At 74.8% G+C, this 22,431-nt stretch carries 18 protein-coding genes; 13 read left to right on the forward strand and 5 right to left on the reverse strand.

Annotation, left to right across the window (positions count from 1 at the left end):
* Nucleotides 1-40: 40 nt before the first annotated feature.
* Nucleotides 41-355, reverse strand: a complete 315-nt coding sequence (locus ABGB17_RS02015) for a hypothetical protein (RefSeq protein WP_347625969.1) — start codon at nucleotides 353-355, stop codon at nucleotides 41-43.
* Here ABGB17_RS02015 and ABGB17_RS02020 point away from each other — a divergent pair.
* The 9 genes from ABGB17_RS02020 to ABGB17_RS02060 all read left to right on the forward strand — a co-directional run bounded on the left by ABGB17_RS02020 (nucleotide 242) and on the right by ABGB17_RS02060 (nucleotide 11,151).
* Nucleotides 242-1,138, forward strand: a complete 897-nt coding sequence (locus ABGB17_RS02020; RefSeq protein WP_347625966.1) for a GTPase — start codon at nucleotides 242-244, stop codon at nucleotides 1,136-1,138. The two genes, ABGB17_RS02015 and ABGB17_RS02020, sit on opposite strands and share 114 nt — an antisense overlap.
* 50 nt (nucleotides 1,139-1,188) lie before the next feature.
* Nucleotides 1,189-1,398: a hypothetical protein gene (locus ABGB17_RS02025; protein WP_347625943.1), complete on the forward strand. Its 210-nt coding sequence runs from the start codon at nucleotides 1,189-1,191 to the stop codon at nucleotides 1,396-1,398.
* 157 nt (nucleotides 1,399-1,555) lie between these two features.
* Nucleotides 1,556-2,752: a hypothetical protein gene (locus ABGB17_RS02030; RefSeq protein ID WP_347625944.1), complete on the forward strand. Its 1,197-nt coding sequence runs from the start codon at nucleotides 1,556-1,558 to the stop codon at nucleotides 2,750-2,752.
* 1,081 nt (nucleotides 2,753-3,833) lie between these two features.
* On the forward strand, nucleotides 3,834-5,948 hold the full coding sequence (locus ABGB17_RS02035) for a tetratricopeptide repeat protein (RefSeq protein ID WP_347625945.1): 2,115 nt from the start codon (nucleotides 3,834-3,836) through the stop codon (nucleotides 5,946-5,948).
* Nucleotides 5,945-6,865, forward strand: a complete 921-nt coding sequence (locus ABGB17_RS02040) for a protein phosphatase 2C domain-containing protein (RefSeq protein ID WP_347625946.1) — start codon at nucleotides 5,945-5,947, stop codon at nucleotides 6,863-6,865. The genes ABGB17_RS02035 and ABGB17_RS02040 overlap by 4 nt, the downstream gene beginning before the upstream one ends.
* Nucleotides 6,858-8,147 (forward strand): VWA domain-containing protein, encoded by a 1,290-nt coding sequence (locus ABGB17_RS02045; protein ID WP_347625947.1) that lies wholly within the window; start codon nucleotides 6,858-6,860, stop codon nucleotides 8,145-8,147. The genes ABGB17_RS02040 and ABGB17_RS02045 overlap by 8 nt, the downstream gene beginning before the upstream one ends.
* A 2-nt stretch (nucleotides 8,148-8,149) precedes the next feature.
* Nucleotides 8,150-8,917 carry an FHA domain-containing protein gene (locus ABGB17_RS02050; RefSeq protein ID WP_347625948.1) on the forward strand — a complete coding sequence of 256 codons (768 nt, stop codon included), beginning with the start codon at nucleotides 8,150-8,152 and terminating at the stop codon, nucleotides 8,915-8,917.
* Nucleotide 8,918: 1 nt separating this feature from the next.
* Complete coding sequence (locus tag ABGB17_RS02055; RefSeq protein WP_347625949.1) at nucleotides 8,919-10,322, forward strand: hypothetical protein; 1,404 nt, start codon at nucleotides 8,919-8,921, stop codon at nucleotides 10,320-10,322.
* 13 nt (nucleotides 10,323-10,335) lie between these two features.
* Entirely contained in the window at nucleotides 10,336-11,151 is an 816-nt protein-coding gene (locus ABGB17_RS02060; RefSeq protein WP_347625950.1) for a glutamate ABC transporter substrate-binding protein, read from the forward strand.
* Nucleotides 11,152-11,241: 90 nt separating this feature from the next.
* On the opposite strand, the gene ABGB17_RS02065 is transcribed toward ABGB17_RS02060, so the two are convergent.
* On the reverse strand, nucleotides 11,242-11,673 hold the full coding sequence (locus ABGB17_RS02065) for an Lrp/AsnC family transcriptional regulator (protein WP_347625967.1): 432 nt from the start codon (nucleotides 11,671-11,673) through the stop codon (nucleotides 11,242-11,244).
* Between the two features lie 123 nt (nucleotides 11,674-11,796).
* Nucleotides 11,797-12,429 (reverse strand): cupin domain-containing protein, encoded by a 633-nt coding sequence (locus ABGB17_RS02070; RefSeq protein ID WP_347625951.1) that lies wholly within the window; start codon nucleotides 12,427-12,429, stop codon nucleotides 11,797-11,799.
* 201 nt (nucleotides 12,430-12,630) lie between these two features.
* On the opposite strand from ABGB17_RS02070, the gene ABGB17_RS02075 reads away from it, so the two are divergent.
* Genes ABGB17_RS02075 through ABGB17_RS02090 form a run of 4 tightly spaced genes read left to right on the forward strand, consistent with a single transcriptional unit; the run spans nucleotide 12,631 to nucleotide 18,235 of the window.
* Nucleotides 12,631-13,134 carry a 2Fe-2S iron-sulfur cluster-binding protein gene (locus ABGB17_RS02075; protein ID WP_347625968.1) on the forward strand — a complete coding sequence of 168 codons (504 nt, stop codon included), beginning with the start codon at nucleotides 12,631-12,633 and terminating at the stop codon, nucleotides 13,132-13,134.
* A 52-nt stretch (nucleotides 13,135-13,186) separates the two neighbouring features.
* On the forward strand, nucleotides 13,187-14,188 hold the full coding sequence (locus ABGB17_RS02080; RefSeq protein WP_347625952.1) for a xanthine dehydrogenase family protein subunit M: 1,002 nt from the start codon (nucleotides 13,187-13,189) through the stop codon (nucleotides 14,186-14,188).
* On the forward strand, nucleotides 14,185-16,275 hold the full coding sequence (locus tag ABGB17_RS02085; RefSeq protein ID WP_347625953.1) for a xanthine dehydrogenase family protein molybdopterin-binding subunit: 2,091 nt from the start codon (nucleotides 14,185-14,187) through the stop codon (nucleotides 16,273-16,275). The genes ABGB17_RS02080 and ABGB17_RS02085 overlap by 4 nt, the downstream gene beginning before the upstream one ends.
* Before the next feature lie 7 nt (nucleotides 16,276-16,282).
* A complete protein-coding gene (locus ABGB17_RS02090) occupies nucleotides 16,283-18,235 on the forward strand; it encodes an FUSC family protein (RefSeq protein WP_347625954.1) in 1,953 nt (650 codons plus the stop codon).
* Nucleotides 18,236-18,257: 22 nt separating this feature from the next.
* Here ABGB17_RS02090 and ABGB17_RS02095 read toward each other — a convergent pair whose 3' ends face one another.
* A complete protein-coding gene (locus ABGB17_RS02095) occupies nucleotides 18,258-20,417 on the reverse strand; it encodes a hypothetical protein (protein ID WP_347625955.1) in 2,160 nt (719 codons plus the stop codon).
* Between the two features lie 299 nt (nucleotides 20,418-20,716).
* Nucleotides 20,717-22,027, reverse strand: coding sequence for a hypothetical protein (locus tag ABGB17_RS02100; RefSeq protein WP_347625956.1), 1,311 nt, complete (start codon nucleotides 22,025-22,027; stop codon nucleotides 20,717-20,719).
* Between the last annotated feature and the right edge of the window lie 404 nt (nucleotides 22,028-22,431).

A 22,431-nucleotide genomic window follows, 5' to 3' on the forward strand; every position in this document is an offset into this window, starting at 1 on the left:
TCGACGGCCTTCCCCGCAAGGTCATCGCAAGGATCAGTGGTCACGATGGGGCCGGTGGCAGAAAACAGCCGTAAACGTCATTAACGCTATGACGCGAGGTGAGCCCGTGGCAAGGATCGACCGAATTTCGGTTGATGCCCTCGACGACCGCCAGCTTGAACAGGTGCGCGAGAACGTGCGCGCCGATCGCGACGCCGAGGCGGGCAGGCCGTTGAGCGTGGCCGTGATGGGCCGCGCGGGTGTGGGAAAGTCGTCCCTGCTCAACGCGCTTTTCGGGGCGCGCCTGACGGTCGGCGATGTCAAGCCCGTACCGGAAAAGCCACAGTCGGTAACCGTTCCCGGTAATTCTGGTCATCACCTTACCTTTTGGGATATGCCCGGAATTGGGGAATCGCCGGTCACCGATCCCGCGTACGCCGCGATGTACGTGGAAAAGCTGGCCGAGGCCGACGTCGTCATCTGGGCCGTGCACGCCGACAGCCGCTCCGCCGCCTACGACGCCGAGCGTCTGCGCGTGCTGCTCGCCGGGGCGGACGACGAGGAGCGGCGCCACGTCATGAGCAAGCTCACCGTCGTGCTCACCAAGGCCGACACCCTCACCCCGCCGCCATGGATCTTCGACATGCGCGGCCGCCACGGCACGTTCGTGCCGAGCGCCCAGCTCGCCGGCCGCCTGGAGGCCAAGGCCGCCTACTTCGAGCAGGCACTGCTGGAGCCGTGGGACGACCTGCTCACCGCCACCACGTACAACACCGGCGGCTTCACGGTGAGCGACGACCGGCTCACCTTCGACGGGCACGCCGTCCGCTACCGCGGCCACTTCTCCCAGCGGGTGTGCGACGCCTACTCCGCGGCGCACCCCGAGCACGCCGAGGTCTTCAACCGCCTGCGCGACAACCACCGCGTGCTGCCGTGCTCGTCACTGTTCCGGTACAACCTCGCGCCGCTGCTGGTCACCGTGGTCAACAAGCTCGGCCCGACGGCGATCTTCCGGTTCCAGCGGCTGCTGGACGACGTCGCCGCGCTCGGGGGCGTGCCGGTCGCGGACATGCGGGGGTACGGCAACTTCATGATCTGGGACGGCATGCGCGGCGTCACCGCGTTCGACCTCGGCCAGTACCCGCTCCATCCGCTCTGAGCGCGCCCCGCCCGCGTTCCCCCGCCCCCGCCCACGCAAGGACCCCGACCATGACCGACGACGACATCAGCCGCGTGGTGGACCGCGGGCGCCGTGAGGACGCCGAGTACGCGATGCGCCTGGACTACGCGGTGCAGTACCGGGACGAGACCGCCATCGAGCACGTGATCGCGTCCGCCGCCGGACGCGTGCTCGACGCACCGGGCGGGGTCGGGTTCGACCTGGTCAGAAGCATCTGGGCCTGGCTCGTCGTCCACTGAGCCCCGTGGGCGCGCCTGCCGTGACGTGGGCGTGACCGGTATGTGATCGAATACCCGCCTCTCCAGCACGGTTGTCCCGCACGCGCTTCCGCGAATTGTGGAAAGAATGGGTATGGGAGAGGTTTAGTCCGTGCCAGGCCGGGGGTGACGGGGAGCGGTGAACACGCGCGGGGCCGCCGGGCCTCCCATGAGCCTGGAGGGGATCGACCACGCGCTGCGCCGCCGCACCGAGGAACGCGACCGGGTCGGCGGCGACCTGCTCGACCTGGACGCCCACTCCACCCACCGGCTGCTCAGCGGCATGACCCCCACCGGGGAGACGGGGCGGCGCTGGGAGGCCGCTCTCGGCGCGTCGGTCACCCTGTGGTGGCTGTTCGACGCCTACCGCCGCGTGCTCGACCAGGCACTCGAACTGCGCGCCGCCGGGCGTCCCGACCTCGCGGCGCTGACCGCGCTGCTCACCGGGCCGTCGGTGGAGCTCAAACCCGGTGACGTGCCGGTGGAGAAACGGTCGCTGCTGCGCGCCGCCGGTGAGTGGGTCACCCTGGACGCGGCGCTGGCCCGCATGGACCAGGCCTACCGCGAGGTCGCCGCGACCGTCGCGGCCGTGGACGAGGCGTGGGGCGCGCTGCTGCCCGTGCTGGACGAGGCCGACGCCGCGCGCCGGGCCGCCGCGGACGTCGCGGAAGGGCTCGGCGCCGCCGACCCCGAGCTGGTCCGGCTGGGCAAGGCGCTGGACGGCCTGCGTGCCGCCGTGTCCGCCGACCCGCTCGGCGCGACCGGCCGCCGGGCCGAGCTGGACGCGGCCGCCGCGGCGGTCGCCGCGCGCCGCGCCGCCTTGGAGCGTGCCGCCGGGATCCGCGACGACTACGAGGCGCGGGCCCGCCGGCTCGGCGAGCGCGTCGACCGGGTCGCCGAGGCCGAGCGGGAGGCGCGGCGCATGCGCGACACCGTGCTGGTGAAGATCGCCGCCCCCGCCCTGCCCGCCCTGCCCGACCAGGCCCGCGCCCTGCGCGACCGCCTCGCCGCGCTCGCCACCGTGCGGGGCCGCTGGCTGGAGCTGGCCGACCGCCTGGCCGACCTGGAACGCGCCGTCGAGGACGCCCTCACCAGGGCCGGCACGATCGGCGACTCCATCGCGGGCCTGATCGCCCGCCGCGACGAGCTCCGCGGCCGCCTCACCGCGTACCAGGCCAAAGCCGCCCGCCTGGGCCACGCCGAGGACCTGGCCCTGGCCGGCCTGTACGGCAGGGCCCGCGACCTGTTGTGGACGGCCCCCTGCGACCTGCGCGGGGCCACCGTGGCGGTCGCCGAGTACCAGCGCGCCGTCAACCGGATCGGAGCGGCCGGATGATCACAGATGACCAGCCCGGGGGACGGATGGCGAAGTGCGGGTGGCCCGGTGGGTCCGGGGTCTCCGGCCGGGTCGGGGAGGCCCGGTGGACGAGTGCGTGCGGGCAGGCGGGGGGCGGGGCTTCCCGGCGGGTCCGCAGAGGCGATGAGGACGTGCGAGCGGTCAGGGGCATACGGGGTTCCCGGCCGGGTCGGGAAGGCTCGATGGCGGAGTGTGCGCGGCCCGGCGGGGCCGGGGCTCCCGGGTTGATCGGAGGGGCCCGATGACGAAGTGCGAGCAGCCCGGGTGCGCCGGGGCGGTGGTGGACGGGTACTGCGACACCTGCGGCATGGCTCCCGTGCCGGCGTCCTCGGGACGGCACGCCGCGCCGGCCCCCGGCACCCCGGGCGGCCAGCCGGGTCAGGGCGGCGGGTACGGCCAGGGGGGATACGGCCCCGGGGCCGGCGGGTACGGGCCCGGCGGGCAGCCGGGGCAGTACGGCGGCGGGCCGATCGGGCCGCCCGGGGTCGTGCGACCGGGCCAGCCCGGCACGGTGCCGCCCGGCGCGCCGGGATCCGGCCAGCCGCAGATGGGCTCCTCGGGACGGCACGGCACCGCGTGGCCGTCGGGCACCCCGGCACAGCCGGGCGGCCCCGCCGGCCAGGGCCGCTCCGGCACCGCCTGGCCCTCCGCCGGCGGCGCGCCGGGGAGCGGCCCTGGCGGGCAGGGCGGAGTGCCCGGTGGTCCGGGGAGCGTTCCGGGTGTGCCGGGCGGAGTGCCGGGTGGGCCGGGCGGCGTTCCCGGTGTGCCGGGCGGAGTCCCCGGTGTGCCCGGGGGAGTCCCCGGTGGGCCGGGGAGCGTTCCCGGTGTGCCCGGGGGAGTCCCCGGTGGGCCGGGGAGCGTTCCTGGCGTGCCCGGTGGGCCGGGAAGCGTTCCGGGTGTGCCCGGGGGAGGGCCCGGTGGTCCGGGTGCCTCGGGCGGGCCGGGAAGCGTGCCCGGGGGGAACGGGCAGGGGGTGGCCGGGGGGCCGGGGCGGGCCGGGCATGGGCCTGCGGGGCCCGCCGGGTCCGGGCCCGCGGGGCCGTCGGGGGCGGTGCCGCAGATGACGAGGCCGTCGATCGGGGGGACGGCGCCGACGGGGAGCACGCCGAGCCAGATCAGCTCGTCGCGGCGGACCAGTTCGCGGTCGCGGCGCGGGATGCTCGGCATGGGGCTCGTCGAGGTGCCGCCGGTGCCGTACCGGGACCCCTCGGCGGTGGTGCTGCAGGACCCGGTGGTGCCCGAGGACCGGCGGTTCTGCGGCAACCCCGACTGCGGCAAGCCGGTCGGGCGCCGCAGGGACGGCCGCCCGGGACGGCCCGAGGGCTACTGCCCGCACTGCGGCCAGCGGTTCTCGTTCACCCCGAAGCTCGTGCCGGGTGACCTGGTGGCCCACCAGTACGAGGTCAAGGGCTGCCTCGCCCACGGCGGCCTCGGCTGGATCTACCTGGCCGCCGACCGCAACCTCGACGGCCGCTGGGTCGTGATGAAGGGCCTCCTCGACACCGGCGACCTGGAGGCCATGGCCGCCGCCGAGGCCGAGCGGCGCTTCCTCACGGCGATGGACCACCCCAACATCGTCAAGATCTTCAACTTCGTGAGCCACCCCGACCCCGGCACCGGCTCGCTGGTCGGCTACATCGTCATGGAGTACGTCGGCGGCCAGTCCCTGCAGGACCTGCTGCGCCGCCGCCTGCGCGAGAGCGACAACCGCCAGGCGCTCCCGCTGTCCCAGGTCATCGCCTACGGCCTGGAGATCCTGCGCGCCTTCGGCTACCTGCACGACCGCGGCATGCTGTACTGCGACCTCAAGCCCGCCAACGTCATCCAGGTCGAGGAGCAGCTCAAGCTCATCGACCTCGGCGCGGTGCGGCGCACCGACGACGCCGACAGCGCGATCTACGGCACCATCGGCTACCAGGCCCCGGAGATCGCCACCCAGGGCCCGTCCGTCGCGTCCGACCTGTACACCGTGGGCCGCACGCTGGCCGTGCTCGCCATGCCGTTCAGCCCGGTGAGCGGCGGCGGCCCCGCCCCGCTGCCGGACTTCGGCCCGCAGCACGAGTCGTTCCAGCGCCTGCTGCAGCGTGCCACCGACCCCGACCCCGCCCGCCGTTTCCAGAGCGCCGCTGAGATGACCGACCAGCTCGTCGGCGTGCTGCGCGAGACCAGGGCGGCTGAGGACGGCGTGCCGCACCCGGCCCAGTCGGGCGTGTTCGGCCCCGAACGCGGGGCGGTGGGCACCGAGCTGGCCCCCGCCACCAGCAAGACCGTCTTCGGGCCGCTGGACCGCCTGGACGCCGCCGCCTCGGTCCCGGTGCCGCTCGTCGACCCGCTGGACCCCGGCGCCGGCCTGCTGGCCGGCCTCACCTCGGGCAACCCCGACGAGCTGATCGCGGTCCTGGAGTCCGCGCCGCCCACCCCGGAGACCAGGCTGGCGCGCATCCGGGTGCTGAGCGAGCTCGGCCGGCCGGTCCCCGAGGACCTCTACGCGAGCGCCGCCAAGGATCTGCCCGGCGACTGGCGCCTGTGGTGGTACCGCGGCGTCGCCGAGCTGGCCGCCGGCGACCCCGGCACGGCCGTGCGGTTCTTCGACGGCATCTACGGCTGGTTCCCCGGCGAGGCGGCCGCGCGGCTGGCCCTGGCGTTCGCGCTGGAGGCCGCCGGGGCGGGCGCCGAGGCGGCACGCCATTTCGCGGCCGTGTGGCGCACCGACCGCTCCTACGTCAGCGCGTGCTTCGGCCTGGCCCGGCTCCGGCTGGCGGAGGGCGACCGGGCGGGTGCCGCCGCGGCCCTGGAGGAGGTGCCGCCCACGTCGATCCACCGCACCGCCGCGCAGGTCGCCATCGTGGCGGTCACCGTGCGCGGCCAGGCCCCCGCCGAGCCCGAGCTGGTCGCGGCGGGGGAGCGGCTGCGTTCACTGAAGCTCGACTCCCGCGACCGCGACGGCCTCGCCTCGGAGGTCCTGGAGAGCGCGCTGGCCCGGTTCGTGACCGGCCAGCGCGGCCCGGGCGGCCCGGCCTCCGGCACGCTGCTCGGCACCCCGCTCAGCGAGCGCGGCGTGCGCACCGAGCTGGAACGGGTCTACCGGGCGCTGGCCCGCGCCGCCGGGAGCACCGCCGACCGGCACGCCCTCATCGGCCGCGCCAACGCCGTGCGGCCGAGGACGTTCTGGTGAGCGCGTCCTGCCCGGCCTGCGGCACGCTCGTGCTCGCGGGCGAGGCGTTCTGCGAGCAGTGCGGCCAGGACCTCTCCGCGGCGGGGAACCCCGCCGTGTCCTGTACCGCGTGCGGCTCGGCCGCGGTGGGCCGGGACGGCTACTGCGAGAACTGCGGCATGCTCCAGCCGACCGGCCGCGACCACGCCGAGATCGAGATGGAGACGTCGGCCGCGGTGACCGACCGGGGCCTGCGGCACAGCAAGAACGAGGACGCCATGGCGCTGCTCGCCGCCGGGCCGGGGGCCGTCGTCGGCGTCGTCTGCGACGGCGTGTCCACCTCGTCGCGCCCGGAGGAGGCGTCGCAGGCCGCCGCCGACGCCGCCGCGCTGACCATCGCCAAGCGGCTGGCCGAGGGCGACGACCCCGAGACCGCGACGAGGGAGGCCGTCGCGATGGCCGCCCGCGCCGTCGCCGCGGCGGCCCGCCCCGGCGAGGACGCCCCCGCCTGCACGTACGTGTCCGCGGTGGCCGCCGGGCGGCGGGTCACGGTCGGGTGGGTCGGGGACAGCCGGGCGTACTGGCTCGGCGCGCACTCGGCGCTGCTGACCGTGGACGACGCCACGCCGGGCACCCACATGCTCACCGCGTGGCTCGGCGCCGACGCGGGCGAGGTCGTGCCGCACGTGCGGAGCTTCACCACCGACGGCCCCGGGCTGGTGCTGCTGTGCAGCGACGGCCTGTGGAACTACTACCCCGAGCCGGAGGCGCTGTCCGCCGCGGCCATGGACGACACCCCTCTCGCCGCGGCGCGCCGGCTGGTCCGGATGGCGAACGAGGCGGGCGGCCACGACAACATCACCGTCGTGCTCATCCCGTTCGGACAGGGGGACAGGGGCGACGCCACGGTGGCATTCCCGAAGGAGAGAAGTGACTGACTTCACCGTCCGTGTGGACCAGAACAAGTACCTGCCCGCGGGGAGCCAGGAGGTCCACGGCATCGTCACCGTCGAGGCGAGCGGGCCGGTGGGCCACGGCCCCGTGGCCGACGCCGCCGAGGTGATCATCGTCGACACCTCGGGCTCCATGTCGTACGGCAAGATCAACGACGCGCGCAAGGCCGCGCAGGCCGCCATCGACACGCTGCGCGACGGGGTGCACTTCGCGGTGATCGCGGGCAACCACCAGGCCGAGGTCATCTACCCCGGCCACGGGGGCCTCGCCCCGGCGACCCCGCAGACCAGGTACGAGTCCAAGCAGGCCGTCGGCCAGTTGCGCGCCGACGGCGGCACCGCGATGGGCCGGTGGCTGCGCCGCGCGGCCGACCTGTTCAGCGCGCACCAGATGACCCACCCGGACGCCATCAAGCACGCCATCCTGCTCACCGACGGCAAGAACGAGCACGAGTCCGCGCCGGAGTTCGACGCCAACCTCGCCTACAGCGCGGGCAAGTTCGTCTGCGACTGCCGCGGCGTCGGCACCGACTGGGTGGTCGCCGAGGTGCGCAGGATCGGCTCCACCCTGCTCGGCAGCGTGATGGACGTGCGCCGCCCCGAGGAGCTGGCCGACGACTTCCGCGCCATGACCGAGGCCGCGATGGGCAAGACCGTCGCCGACGTCGCGCTGCGGGTGTGGACGCCGCGGTCCGCCACGCTGAACTTCGTCAAGCAGGTGTCCCCCACCCTGGAGGACCTGACCGGCCGCCGCACCGACGTGGACGCGCTGACCGGCGACTACCCGACCGGCTCCTGGGGCGGCGAGACCCGCGAGTACCACATCAGCGTGCTGGTGCCCCCCGGCCAGGTCGGGCAGGAGATGCGCGCCGGCCTGGTCAAGCTGGTCGTCCCGCAGACCGGCCAGGTGCTGGCCAGCGGCAACATCCTCGCCCTGTGGAGCGACGACCCCGCGCTCTCCACCCGGATCAACCCCAGGGTCGCCCACTACACCGGCCAGCAGGAGCTCGCCTCCCTGATCCAGGAGGGCCTGCAGGCACGCAACGACGGCGACGTCGAGACGGCGACCGCGCGGCTCGGCAAGGCCCGCGGCATCGCCGAGCGGGCCGGCAACGAGGAGACCGCCCGGCTGCTCGACAAGGTCGTCGACGTCGACCCCGCCACGGGAACCGCCCGGCTGAAGCGGGTCGTTGACAAGGCGGACGAGATCGCGCTCGACACGCGCTCGGTCCGCACCGTCCGCATGCGCAAGGACCCGGAGAGCTGACCATGGCCACCTGTCCCGCGGGGCACGACTCCTCCGACGAGGAGTACTGCGACACCTGCGGCATGCAGATCACCGGCGCCGCCGCGCCCGCCGCGCCGCCCGCGTCCCAGCAGGCCGGCGGGTGCCCCGACTGCGGGGCCCCGCGGGGCGGCCGCTTCTGCGAGAGCTGCGGCTACGACTTCGTGCTCGGCGGGCCGGGAGCCTCCTCCCGCGCCACCCGGGCCCCCGCCCCGTCGCCCTCGGCCGGGGTGAACTCCCAGCGCACGGCGCCCCCGTCGTCGCCCCCGTCGTCGTCCTCGTGGCGGCCCGCCGAGGTCGTCAGGCCGGGCTCGGCCCCCGTGCCCCCGCCGCCGCCCCCACCTCCGCCGCAGAGCGGCTGGGTGGTGGTGATCGGGGCCGACCGGGCCCACTACGACGCCATGATCGGCCAGGGCGGCCCGGACGCGGCGACGGTGGCGTTCCCGCCGTACTGCCCCGAGCGCCGCGTGGCGCTGTCGGGGCCGGAGATGCGCGTCGGGCGGCGCAGCAGGTCGCGGTCCCTGCAGCCGGAGATCGACCTGACCGGCCCGCCGGAGGACCCCGGGGTCTCCCACCTGCACGCGGTGTTCCTCGCCCAGCCGGACGGCACCTGGCAGCTCGTCGACCCCGGGTCGGCCAACGGCACCCTGCTGAACGGCAAGGCCGTCGAGGTGAACGTGCCGCTGCCGCTGTCGGACGGAGACCGGGTGCACGTCGGCGCCTGGACCGTCATCACCGTGCGGAGGGCCTGACATGACCCTTGTCGATCCCGCGGCCGTCGGCGCGCCGCCGGTGCGCCGCGTCCGCCGCAGCCGCACCGTCCCCGGGCGCATCCGCCTGATGGCCGGCCTCGGCGTCGCCGCCGTCGTGCTGCTGTCCGGCGCGACCGCGGTCGCCGTCGGCCACGCCAAGGACGGCCTGAACGTCCTCGGCCGCACCGCGGGCCCGCAGGTCGTCACCACCGCCGACCTGTACTTCGCGCTGAGCGACATGGACGCGCAGGTGGCGACCATCCTGCTCACCCGTGACGCCGCGGGACCCGGCCGCCAGGCCCTGCTGGAGCGGTACGAGCGCAGCCGCTCCACCGCCGACGGCGCCGTGCTGCAGGCCGCCGACCTCGCCGGGGGCGACCGCGTGCAGCAGGCGACCGTGCACGACGTGCTCGACGGGCTCGGCCGCTACGAACGGCTCGCCGGGCGCGCCCTGTTGCTCGACGAGCAGGCCGGCACCGGGGACGCCCAGCGGCGGCGCGCCGCCCTGGAGACCTACCGGCAGGCCACCGACCTGATGCGGCTGGACCTGCTGCCCAAGGCGTACAACCTCACGCTGGACAGCGCCACCATCGTGCGGCGCTCCTACCTGGCCGAGCTGTCGGCGGTGCGCACCGGGTGGATCTCGGTCGCGGTCACCGGCCTGCTCACCCTCGCCGTGCTCATCGTGCTGCAGGTCTACCTGAGCCGCGGTTTCCGGCGCACCGTCAACGTGCCGCTGCTGGCCGCCACCGTCGTCGTGGGCGCGCTCACCGTGGCGGGCGTGGCCGTGCTGCAGCGTGAGGGCACCGCCCTCACCTCGGCCAAGGACAACGGCTTCAACTCCGTGCTCGCCCTGTCGCGGGCCCGCGCCATCGGCAACACCCTGTACGGCGACCAGAACAGGTACCTGCTGGACCCCGAGCGGGCCGACACCTACGAGCAGGTCTATCTGGACAAGTCCCAGGCGGTGCTCTACGTCCCCGCCGGCAACCTCGACAAGTACCACAACGAGGTGGCCCGCCTGAAGGCGGCCGGGCGGCAGGACGGCCTCGGCTTCCTCGACGTCGAGGCCGCAGGCGGCCTGGTCATGCCGGGACAGCGGGCCGCCTTCACCCAGGTGCTCGAGCGCTACCAGGCGTTCCAGCGCAACGACGGCGACGTCCGGCGGGCCGCCGCGGCCGGCAACAGGCAGCAGGCCGTGAGCCTCGTCATGGGGCCCGCGTTCACCGAGTTCGACAAGGCCCTGCAGGACCTCGTCGCCCTGCACGACCGGGAGCTGAGGCGCGCGGTGGACGACGGGGACGGCGCGCTGGCCGGCTGGGACTGGCTGCCTCCCGCGGGGGCACTCGCCGCCGTGGCGCTCGTCCTCATCGGTGTCCGGCCCCGGCTCGCCGAGTACCGCTGAAGGGAGACATCGGATGCCCACACCCCACCGGCCCGGCCGCCGCGTCCTCGCGGGCGCGCTGGCGCTCACGGCCGTGCTCTCCCTGATCGGCGGCTGCGCCCGCGGCAACTCGATCCTCGACAAGCCCTCCCTGGTGATCGGGGTCAAACCCGACCAGCCGGGCCTCGGCATGAAGGCGGACGGCGGGTACACCGGCTTCGACGTGGACATGGCCCGCGAGGTCGCGCGGCGGCTCGGCAAGCCGGTGAGCTTCGTGGACGCGCCCTCGGCCCGCCGCGAGACCATGCTCCAGCAGGGCCTCGCGGACCTCGTCTTCGCGACCTACTCCATCACCCCGCAGCGCAAGACCAAGGTGTCGTTCGCCGGGCCCTACTACGTCGCCCACCAGGACACGCTGGTGCGGGCGGCGGAGAGCGGCATCGACAACGTGCGGGACCTGCGGGGCCGCCGGCTGTGCGAGGTGACCGGCTCCAACTCCTGGCGCCGGGTCAAGGAGGAGCGCAAGATCCCCGTCGAGCTGGTGCAGTCCAAGTCGTACAAGACCTGCGTGGACGACCTGCTGGCCGGGCGCCTCGACGCGGTGTCCACCGACGACCTGATCCTCGCGGGCTTCTCCACCGGCCAGACCAGGATCGTCAACGCGCCGTTCAGCGACGAGCGGTACGGCGTCGGCATCCGCACCGGCGACATCGACGGCTGCGAGGCGGTCAACACGGCGCTCACCGAGATGTACCAGGACGGCACCGCGTCCAAGCTGCTGGAGAAGTGGTTCGCCAAGTCCGGCCTGAAGCTGAACCACACCGTGCCACAGTTCGAGGGCTGCGGCTGAGCCCTCCTGCCGGGGCCACCCCGCCGGGCCGGTGTCCGCGAGCCGGGCGGACGGCCCTCCCGCGGCTCCCCGGCGCTTCCCGGCGCGCGGTCATCCCTCCGGCGGGGTGAGGGCGCGCCAGGGGAGCGGGCTGGACAGCATCATCATGCTGGACGGCTGGCCGTAGGGGGCCAGGCGGTCGATCAGCTCCTCGAAGGCGCTCATCGAGGTGGTGGCGACGCGCAGCAGGCAGCAGGTGTCGCCGGTCACCCGGTGCACCTCGACGATCTCCGGCCAGGCGAGCGCCGTCTCGTCGCGCAGCACGCAGCGCACCCCGTAGCACGACATGCGGACCAGCGCGCTGACCTTGCGCCCGGCCCGCGCGAGGTCCACCCGGGCGTGGTACCCGGCGATCACGCCGGTCTCCTCCAGGCGCCGCACCCGCTCGGCCACCGCGGGCGCCGACAGGTGGACCCGGCGGGACAGCTCGCTGTAGGACAGCCGGGCGTCCGCCTGCAGCTCGGTCAGCAACGCCCAGTCCATCGCGTCCACGGTCCCGCTCCGTCCGTACCCCGGAAAGCCGCCCGGCCCTCGTGTCCCGCCCGCAGGGCATTTCACCGGAATTCTATGCGAGTGAACACCGCTGTGAACGTGATCCCCGGACGCTCAGAACAGGCGGGGGGTGACGACCGAGACCACCGTGGTGACCTGATCGGTGTCGTTGTACATGCTGTGCGGCACCGTGGAGCGCAGGTGCACGCTGTCGCCCGCCCGCAGCCGGTGCTCGACGCCGTCCACCTCGTACAGCAGCTCGCCGGAGAGCACGTAGGCGAACTCCTCGCCGGCGTGGCCGTAGGCGTCCTCGCGGCGGCCGCCGGGCGCGATGCTCACCAGCAGCGGCTCCAGCACCAGGTGGGGGCCGCGCGCGGACAGCATGCGGTAGGTCTGCTGGCCCGAGACGTACTCGGTGGCCGGGGTCTCGGCGCGGGTGAGCGTGAAGTGGGACGGCAGGCGGGCCACCGTGGCACCCTGCTCGCCGTCCGCCTGCCCGGGCTCGAAGAAGTCGGCCACCCCGCGGTCCAGCGCCGCCGCGACCCCGGCGAGGGCCGTCAGGCCGATGGAGGAGATGCCTCGCTCCACCTGGGACAGGAAGCCGATCGACAACCCCGAGCGGGTGGACAGGCCGCGCAGGGTCATGCCGCGCTCCTTGCGGAACCGGCGCATGCGGGCGCCCACGACGTCCTGCCGCTCCTGGGTGCCGGCCTCCTCGTCGCGGTCCGGTCGCTCCGATGTGCCCACGGGGAAGTCTCCTGTCGGTCGAGGCGTCGCGGCCGCGCGCCGGCCAGACATATTTCACAACAGCCCGGCGCGGCGTGCCAACCGGGTCATTGGTGAACGGCTTTGTGAAATTCGTGGGGTAGTGCAGACCCGCCGACGGGTAGGGCAGCGCGGGTGAACGGCGAAGCGAACACGACCCGAGACGACGCCGCCCCGGCCCCGATCACCGCGGAACTCCGGCTTTCGATCAACGACGCCACCTACCCGGTCACCGTCGACACCCGCGAGACGCTGCTCGACACCCTGCGCGAGCGTCTCGGCCTCACCGGCACCAAGAAGGGCTGCGACCACGGGCAGTGCGGCGCCTGCACCGTGCTCGCCGGCGGGCGCCGCGTCAAGTCCTGCCTCACCCTGACCGTAACCGTGGACGACCGCGCGATCACCACCGTGGAGGGGCTGGCCAGGGACGGTGTGCCGCACCCGCTGCAGCGGGCGTTCATCGAGCACGACGCCCTCCAGTGCGGCTACTGCACCCCCGGCCAGCTCTGCTCCGCGATCGGCATGCTCGCCGAGGCCGCCGACGGGTGGCCGAGCGCCGTCACCGAGGACCTCACCGCCACCCCCGCCCTCGACGACGCCGAGATCCGCGAGCGCATGAGCGGCAACCTGTGCCGCTGCGGCGCCTACCCCGGCATCGTCGCCGCGATCCGCCAGGTGGCGCCATGACGCCCCGCGGCCCTTCCCGCACCGCGGGCCGCGCGGTCAGGGGAGCGGCGTCGTGAGGCCCTTCACCTACCAGCGGCCCGCCACCGCCGGGGCGGCCGTCGCGGCGGTGCGGGAGCGGCCGGGGGCCGTGTACCTCGGCGGGGGCACCAACCTCGTCGATCTGATGCGGCTCGGGGTCGCCACCCCGGAGGCGCTGATCGACGTGTCCCGCCTGGCGGGTGCCGGCGTGCAAGAGACCCCAGAAGGCGGCCTGCTGATCGGCGGGGCCGTCCGCAACGGCGACCTCGCGGCGCACCCTCTGGTGCGGCGGCGCTACCCCGTGCTCGCCGAGGCCCTGCTGTCCGGGGGCTCCGGGCAGATCCGCAACATGGCCACCGTGGCGGGGAACCTGCTGCAGCGCACCCGCTGCTCCTACTTCCAGGACGTCACCAAGCCGTGCAACAAGCGCGAACCCGGCACCGGCTGTCCCGCCCGCGACGGCGACCACCGCAACCTCGCGATCCTCGGCCACTCCGAGGAGTGCGTCGCCACCCACCCCTCCGACCTGGCGGTGGCGCTCACCGCCCTCGCCGCGGTGGTGCGCGTCGAAGGGCCGGGCGGCCCCCGCGAGGTGCCGATGCCCGGCCTGCACCGCCTCCCCGGCCACGACCCCTCCCGCGACACCCGCCTCGAACCCGGTGAGCTGATCACCGCGGTGGAGGTGCCCGCCCTGCCGTTCGCGGCCCGCTCGGTGTACCGCAAGGTCCGCGACCGCGCGTCGTTCTCGTTCGCCGTGGTGTCGGCCGCCGTCGCGCTGGACGTCGCCGACGGCACGGTGCGTGACTGCCGGGTCGCCCTCGGTGCCGTCGCCCACGCCCCCTGGCGGGCATGGGAGGCCGAGCGCGTCCTGCGCGGCGCGCCCGCCACCGGGGACACGTTCACCGCGGCGGCGCTGGCCGAGCTGGACCAGGCCGTTCCCCTGCCACGCAACGCCTACAAGGTGCCCCTGGCCAGGAACCTGCTGGTCCGCGTGCTCACCGACCTCACCGACCTCGCCGCACCGGAGGCACGATGACCGTCACACGACCCCGCCACCTCGGCGTGCCCGTCGAGCGCGTCGACGGCCTCGCCAAGGTCACCGGCGAGGCGCGGTACGCCTACGAGAACGCCCCCGCGTCGCCGGTGTACGCGGTGCCGGTGCAGGCCACCGTGGCGCGCGGGGAGGTCACCCGGGTCGACGTGGACACCGTGCTCACCTGGCCCGGGGTGATCGCCGCGATGTGGTACGCCAACGCGCCGCGGCTCGCCACCGGGGAGGACTCCGAGCTGGCCGTGCTGCAGTCCCGGCGGGTCGCCTACCGGGGGCAGTACGTCGCCGCCGTGATCGCCACGACGTACGAGCAGGCGCGCGAGGCGGCGAGGACGCTGCACGTGGAGTACAACGCCGAGCCGCACGACGTCGAACTGCGCCCCGGCCACCCGGGGCTGTACCGGCCGGGGCGCGTCAACCCCGGCCTGCCCAGCGACACCGTGGCAGGCGACCCGGAGGCGGCGCTCGACTCGGCGCCCGTCGTGGTGGACGAGACCTACCGCACGCCCGCCGAGCACCACAACCCCATGGAGCCGCACGCCTCCGTCGCGTTGTGGGACGGCGACGGGCTCACGGTCTACGACTCCACGCAGGGGGCCGGCGCGTCGCGCGACCGGCTGGCGTCGCTGTTCGGCATCCCGCCCGCCCAGGTGCGGGTCGTCTCGCCGTACGTCGGCGGCGGCTTCGGCTCCAAGCTGGCGCCGCACCCGCACGTGGTGCTGGCCGTGCTCGCGGCCAAGCAGGTGGGCCGCCCCGTCAAGGTCGCGGTCACCCGGCACGAGATGTTCTCCGTCACCGGCTACCGCACCCCGACCATCCAGCGGGTGCGGCTCGGCGCGGAACCGGACGGCCGGCTGATCGCGATCACGCATGACGTGATCGAGCAGACCTCCACCCTGGGCGAGTTCGCCGAGCAGGCCGCGGCGGCGACCCGCGTCATGTACGCCGCGCCGCACCGGAGCACCTCGCACCGGCTGGTGCGGCTGGACGTGCCGACCCCGACGTGGATGCGGGCCCCCGGCGAGGCGCCCGGCATGTTCGCGCTGGAGTCCGCCATGGACGAGCTGGCGATCGCCTGCGGCGTCGACCCGGTCGAGCTGCGGGTGCGCAACGAGCCGGCCGCCGACCCCGAGAGCGGGCTGCCGTTCAGCTCGCGCAACCTGGTGGCCTGCCTGCGTGAGGGTGCCCGCAGGTTCGGCTGGCAGGGACGCGACCCGCGGCCCGGGGTGCGGCGGTCGGGCCGGTTCCTCGTCGGCACCGGCGTCGCCTCGTCCACCTACCCCGTGATCCGCAGGCGGTCGCGTGCCACGGCGCTGGCCGAACCGGGCGGCGTGTACACCGTGCGCGTCGCCGCCGCCGAGATCGGCACCGGGGCCCGCACCGTGCTCACCCAGATCGCCGCGGACACGCTCGGCGCGCCGCTCGAAGCCGTGCGGGTGGAGGTCGGCGACAGCGCCCTGCCGCTCGGGGCCATCGCGGGCGGCTCGATGGGCACCGCCTCCTGGGGGACCGCCGTGGTGCGGGCCTGCGAGGCGCTGAACCGCGAGCTCGCGGCGCGGGACGGGGCCGTGCCGCCGTCCGGCGTCGAGGCCTCGGCCGACACCGCCGACGAGGTCAAGGCGCAGGAGAAGTACGCCAGGCACGCCTTCGGCGCGCAGTTCGCCGAGGTCGCGGTGGACGTGGACACCGGGGAGACCCGGGTGCCGCGCATGCTCGGCGTGTTCGCCGCCGGGCGTGTGCTCAACCCCCGCACGGCGCGCTCGCAGTTCATCGGCGGCATGACCATGGGGTTGTCGATGGCCCTGCTGGAGGAGAGCGTGCTGGACACCGAGTTCGGCGACTACCTCAACAACGACCTCGCCCAGTACCACATCGCGGCCTGCGCCGACGTGCGGGACATCGACGCGGTCTGGGTGGACGAGGAGGACCCGCACCTCAACCCGATGGGCAGCAAGGGCATCGGCGAGATCGGCATCGTCGGCGCCGCCGCGGCGATCGCCAACGCCGTGCACCACGCCACCGGCGTGCGGGTGCGCGACCTGCCGATCCGCCTGGACAAGCTGATCCGCTGACCGTCCCATGCGTCTCCCGTTCCGCCACCACGTCGGACGGCTGGCCGACGCGGCACCCGGCTGGCTGGTGGAGACGGTGCGGCCCATGCCGGGGCGCCTGCGCTGGGGGGCCATCCCGCGCACCGCCGTCGCGGTGACCGGGCCCCTGGTGGCGGGGATGCTCGCCGGTGACGTGACGCTCGGCCTGCTGCCCTCGATGGGAGCCATGTCCGCGTCCCTGGCCGACCGGGGCGGGTCGTACCGGGGGCGTGCCGCGCGGATGGCGGGCGCGGCGCTCGGCGGCGCCGCCGGGTACGTGATCGGGGACGCGCTGCGCGGGTCCGGCTGGTGGCTGGTGCCGGCGGTCGTGGTGGTGGCGGCGGTGTCCGCGCTGATCAGCACGACCGGGGGCGCGGGGTCGCTCGCCGGGCTCCAGCTCGTGGTGATGACGGTGATCGGTTCCGGGGTGCGGCTCAGCGACCATCCGCTGCTCGGGTCGCTCACGTACCTCGGCGGGGGGTTGTGGGCGTTGCTGATGGTGCTGTCCGGCTGGCCCCTGCATCCGAGGGCGGGGGAGCAGCTCGCGGTGCTCGACGCCTACCGGGCCCTCGGGCGGCTGTTCCGCGACCCCGCCGGGGGGCTGGCCGCGCTCGACACCGCGGTGAAGCAGGGGTACGACACGGTGCTCGGCGCCCGTTCGGCCGCCGCGGGCACCGACCCAGAGCGCCTCCGCCTGCTCGCCCTGCTCAACCAGGCCACGCTGATCCGCAACGCGGTGGTCACCCTCACCGAGGAAGGCGCGGTGCCCCCGGCGCGGCTCGCGCGCACCGTCGAGGAGGTCACGGCGGCCCTGGACGGGCGGGCCCCGCCGCCCCGGCCGCCGTACGGGCCGTACGACACCCCGGCCATGCGGGCGTTGTGCGACGGGGTGGGGCAGGCCGTCACGCTGGTGTCCGGCGGGGAGACGGGCCCGGCCGAGGAGCCGCGCGAGGTCGCCGGGGGCGCCGCCCGGGTGCGGGCGGTGTGGGAGGGCATGCTGTACGGCCACCTCACCCGGGTGTACGTCATCAGGCTCTCGCTGTGCATGGGGGCGGCCGCCGTGTTCGCCGAGCTGCACCGGCTGGAGCGCTCCTACTGGGTGATGCTCACCGTGGCGCTGGTGCTGAAGCCCGACTTCGGGTCGGTGTTCACCCGGGCGGTGCAGCGGGGCATCGGCACCGTGGTGGGCGCGCTCATCGGGACGGCGGTGCTGACGGTGGTGCCGGTCGGCCCGGGGCTGGTGGTCGCGATCGCGGTGTTCGCGGCGCTGCTGCCGTACGGCCAGCAACGCAACTGGGGCATGATGTCGACCTTCCAGGCACCCCTGGTGGTGCTGCTGGTGGACCTGCTCACCCACGCCGGCCCCCGGCTCGCCCTGATCCGCCTGGAGGACACCCTGATCGGCTGCGGCATCGTGCTGGTGCTCGGCTACCTGTTCTGGCCCGCGAGCTGGTACGCCCCCGTCGGGCCGGCCTTCGCCGACGCGGTGTGCGCCACGGCCCGCTACCTGCGGCACGCGTTCCGCCCCGGCGACCCCGTGCGCCCGGTCCGGCACCGCGAGGCCTACGACGCCCTGGCCGACCTGCGGACGGTCTTCCAGCGGGCGGTGGCGGAACCGCCGGTGATCAGCCGGAGGGTCACCACGTGGCTTCCCGCGATGGCCGCCCTGGAACAGGTGGCCGACGCCGTCGCCGCCGCCGTCACCCGCGCCGAGCACGGCGGCCGCCCACCCGCCCGCGACGCCGTCCAGATCGTGGTGCGCTCCCTGGACGACATCGCCGAGAACCTCCGCGCGGGCGGCACGGTCCGCCCGCCCGCCCCCGAGGAGGAGCCCGCCGACGGGGTGGTGCCGGGCCTGGCCGAGGTCGGCCGCGCCATGCGCTGCCTGCGCACCAGCCTGTCCACCCACTCCTCCGACCCGGGCCGGGTCTACCACCCGTAGCCCTGACGGTCCCGGCCGTGGGTCAGACGTCCTCCCACAGGACCTGCCGGGGGGCCTGGGGCATGCGCACGGCGCCGCTGTGGTCGGCCAGGAGCACGGCGCGGAACAGCAGGGGGTGGCCGTCGCCGAGGGGCGGGCGGTTGTGGGCCAGGGGGGTGCGGTCCAGCAGCGGGGCGAGCAGCTCGTCCAGGCCGTCGAACCTGCCCTCCTCGAAACGGCGGTGCGCCTCGTCGAAGCGCGCCTCCAGCAGCACGGGGTGGGCGGGGTCGAGCCCGTCGTCCCTCAGGGCCGAGAGCGCCGTGCGGTGCCGCGCGGCGGTCACCGGGTCGCCGCACAGGTCCGCGCAGCGCGCCGCGAGCAGCAGGGTGCGGGCCCGCCCGGGCGGGTCGCCGGGCCGGGACTCGGCCGCGCGTGCCCGCTCCAGCGGCACCAGGGCCCCCACGGGGTCGCCCGCGCGCAGCCGTACCTCGGCCAGCGCCCGCCACGCCGACAGCACCAGCGCGTCCGGCCGCGCGCCCGCCATCAGGCGGGTCAGCTCGTCCAGCGACCGGCAGGCCTCGGCGTGCTCGTCGCCGAGCGAGAAGGCCATCGCCTGCGTCACCCGGGCCTCGGCCCACAGCCGGAACGACACGTTGCGGGCGAACCACTCGTCCAGCACCGGAGAGCGCTCCAGCACCCGCAGCGCCGAGCCGCCGTCCTCCAGCGCCAGCTCGGCCTGCGCCAGCCGCACCGCGTCGTGGCCCGGCCAGTAGGCGATCGGCTGGATCAGGTCGGCGCGGTGCCGCCCCGCCTCCTGGAGCAGGTGGCGCGCCTCCACCGGCTGGCCCGCTTCGAGCAGGGCCTCGCCGAGCGACACCCGGGCCGCCACCACGTTGATGTCGCCGAGCTCGCCGAGGCGCTCGCGCCGGTCGGCCACCACGGCCTCGGCCAGCCGCACGCCCTTCACCACCTGGCCGGAACGGACCGTCGCGCGCGCCGCGGCCTGGGCGGTCAGGGTGTAGCGGCGCCACGCGGCCGATACCCCCGCCGTACGCGAGGCGGCGTCGGCGCGGGCCGTACGCGCCTGCTCGATGTGCGCGCCGCCCTCCACCGGGCGGCCCTCCTCGACCAGCACCTCGCCGAGGTTGTTGCGCGCCCGCGCCGCGTACGAGGACGCCTCGCCGGCCGGGCAGAACGGCTCCTTCTCGTTCTCCGCGATCTTCAGGGACGACTCGAAGCTCTCCCTGGCCGCCTCCAGGTCGCCGAACCGCAGCAGCGCGAGGCCCCGGCGGCTCAGCACGTCGCACCGCGCGCGCAGGTCGTTCTCGGTGCGCGCCTCGGGCAGCGACAACAGACGGGTCAGCTCCGCGGCCTCCCGCGCGGCCCGTTCGAGCAGGATGCCGGTGTCCAGCAGCGCCCGCACCACGCCCGCCTGCGCGTCGGACTCGGCCCGGGTGCCCGCGCCCGTGCGCCGGGCGACGTCCCTGGCGCGCTCGGCCACGTCCAGGTCGTGGATCCACGTGCCGGCCAGGGGCACCAGGTGGCGCTCGTACCAGTGGGCGCTGAGGGCCGCCGCCTGCCGGTCCACCGGCCCCTCGGGGTCGTCGGTCAGCGCGTCGAAGGCCAGATGGGACAACTTCTCGGCGCTCTCGCGCACCCACTTGGCCGTGGGCAGGCACACCGCGGTCGCCGCGGCCTCCAGCACCGGCGCCAGATGCTCGGCGTAGGCGATGACCCGTCCCGACCACCCCGCCGCCGCGACCTTGCCGATGTCTCCCGGCCACGCCGGGGGCCCCTGCGGCGCCGTCTGCCGCTTCTCCGACGTCGCGATGTCGCCGATGCCGAGCTGCACCTGCCGGGTCAGGAACGACTCCGCGCGATGGAACCTCGCGATCACCAGCAACGCCTGGGTGACGAGGTCGCGCGCCTCCACGAGGCTTCCCGGCGTGCCCGGCGGCTCCAGGGGCCCGTTCCGCTCGGCGAACTCGGCGAAGGCGTGCCGTATGGCGAGGGCGACCAGTACCCGCCGGCTCTTCACCTCGTTGTACAGCCACACGGCACTGCGCCGCCCGCTCTGTCCCTCCCTGGACAGCCGCACCGCCGCCGCGACGTCCTCGGCGCGCACCAGATGGTAGTCGGTGTGGCGGAGGACCCCTGCCGCGGCCTCGCCGATCGCCGAAAGCCGTCTTTCCTGCGCCGACACCCTGGAACCTCCTCGGTCGGTTCTGCGGTTCACCTGGGTAGGGGATATCAACGGCAAAAGGTCCATTGATCTACAAAGCATATATCTCGGACCGCGAATCGGCTTCCTGTCCGCACCCCCGCGGCGCCCCCTCCGGCCTGCCCCACAGCCCCGTCTAATTACCACCGTGCCCGCAAACCGCCCGCCCCGCGACCCGCAATCAACCAACCAAATACTCAAATCCGTCGCAATAACTGCATGAAATTCCCACACCTCCTCGCCCAGCCCCCTCGCCCCACCCCCTCGCCTCTCCTCCACCCTCATGCGCCGGACGGCCCTCCGTCTGCGCCAGACGGCACCCAAAACGCGCCAAACGGCCCCGCTCTCGCGCCAGACGGCGAAACCCCACCCCTGGCCTGCGGTTCCACGCTCCGGACGACCGCCGACGCGCCCCCTGCGGGCGGTGAAGGGTTCCCAGACGGCCGCCGAGGGGCGCCGGGTGGTGGCGGCGGTGGAGCGGGGGACGAAGGGGAGGAGGGAGTGGTGGGGGGTGTCGGGGTGGGGCCGCCTGGCTTCGCCAGGTCGTCGGGGGGCGGGAGGAGGGCGCTGATCACGGCGGTGGCGGTGCGTTCTCTTCTGGTGATCAGGTGGATGTCCCAGGGGCCGGAGGTGGAGAGTTCCGGTTCCAGGGCGGCCCAGAGGTAGGCGAAGCTCGTCTCCGGGGGGAGGCCGGCGCGGCCGGCGCCGAACAACGGGAGGCCCAGGGAACGGAGCGGGGGGTCGAAGCGGTCGCGTTCGGAGCGGGCCAGGGCGAAGACGGATCGGACGGCGCGCAGGACCGCCGCGGGTTCCACGGTGTAGCCCTCGGTGCCGGGGCGGGGGACGGCGGTCGCGGCGTGGTACACCCGGCGGACTCCCTGGCGGGCCAGTTCGCCGGGAGAGGTGGCCACCACCGTTCCCGGGGCCACCGGGGTGCCCTCGCGGCCGTGGGCGCGCAGCCACTCGCGCAGTTCCCGCTGCAGGACGTCGTCCACCACGTCACCGGTCTCTCCCCGCCGCGCCGCCACGTTGCGCAGCGTGGCCGACAAGGACGACCGGTAGGTCTTCGCCATCTCCAGATAGATGTTCTCCGACGACACCAGCACGTCGATCCCCCGCAGCGTCTCCACCGGTCCCCGATGCAGCGTGATCACCACGTCCGCGTCCCCGGCCCGCGCCACCAGCCGCCGCGCCCCGCCCACGGCCGGCACGTCCACCTCCTCGGGGGCGGACACCGCCTCCGCGCACAGCGCCAGGATCGTCTCGGCCACATGCCCGAGGATCAGCCGCTCCCGGTCCTTGCGGAACCGCTCCACGCTGAGCCCGTACACCTCCGCCGCCCGCTGCCGCCGCGTCTGCGCCGGCCAGTCCCGCGTCCCCGGCACCAGCCCCAGGGTGTACGCGGTCGCCTCACCCAACGTGCCGCCACCCAGCCGCCCCAGCACCCGCTCCAGCAGCCTGATGATCGACGACCCGAGCAACCCTTCCGCCGCCGGCAACCCGAGCACCGTGACCGCGGCCTCCAAAGCAGGGAGCCGCACCTGATTGAGCCGCAGCAGCCCCCTCTCCCGCACCATCCGGATCTCCGCCACCAGTTCCCCATGATTCGGTACCGCCGGACCCGGCATGCCGCCATGTTCCCACCAGTTCCTCGCCGCCCGGCAGCCGCGCACACCGTCCAGAGGTACCGGTGACCAAGGTCTGTCCGCTTGACAACCGGGTTGGCGGCTTTCGCGGGGATGAGGGCTGGGGGTGGTGGAGGTGGGCCGGTGTCCGGCGGGAGGCAGGGGGGTGGTGAGGCGGGGGCGGAGTGGTTTGGGGAGGGGGTGGCGTGGTGAATCTTTCGCGGGAAGCCGTACTAGTTCGTGAGCCCGAGGATCAGCCGCTCCCGGTCCTTGCGGAACCGCTCCACGCTGAGCCCGTACACCTCCGCCGCCCGCTGCCGCCGCGTCTGCGCCGGCCAGTCCCGCGTCCCCGGCACCAGCCCCAGGGTGTA

Origin of the sequence: Sphaerisporangium sp. B11E5 (assembly GCF_039871875.1) — a bacterium.
Lineage (GTDB): Bacteria > Actinomycetota > Actinomycetes > Streptosporangiales > Streptosporangiaceae > Sphaerisporangium.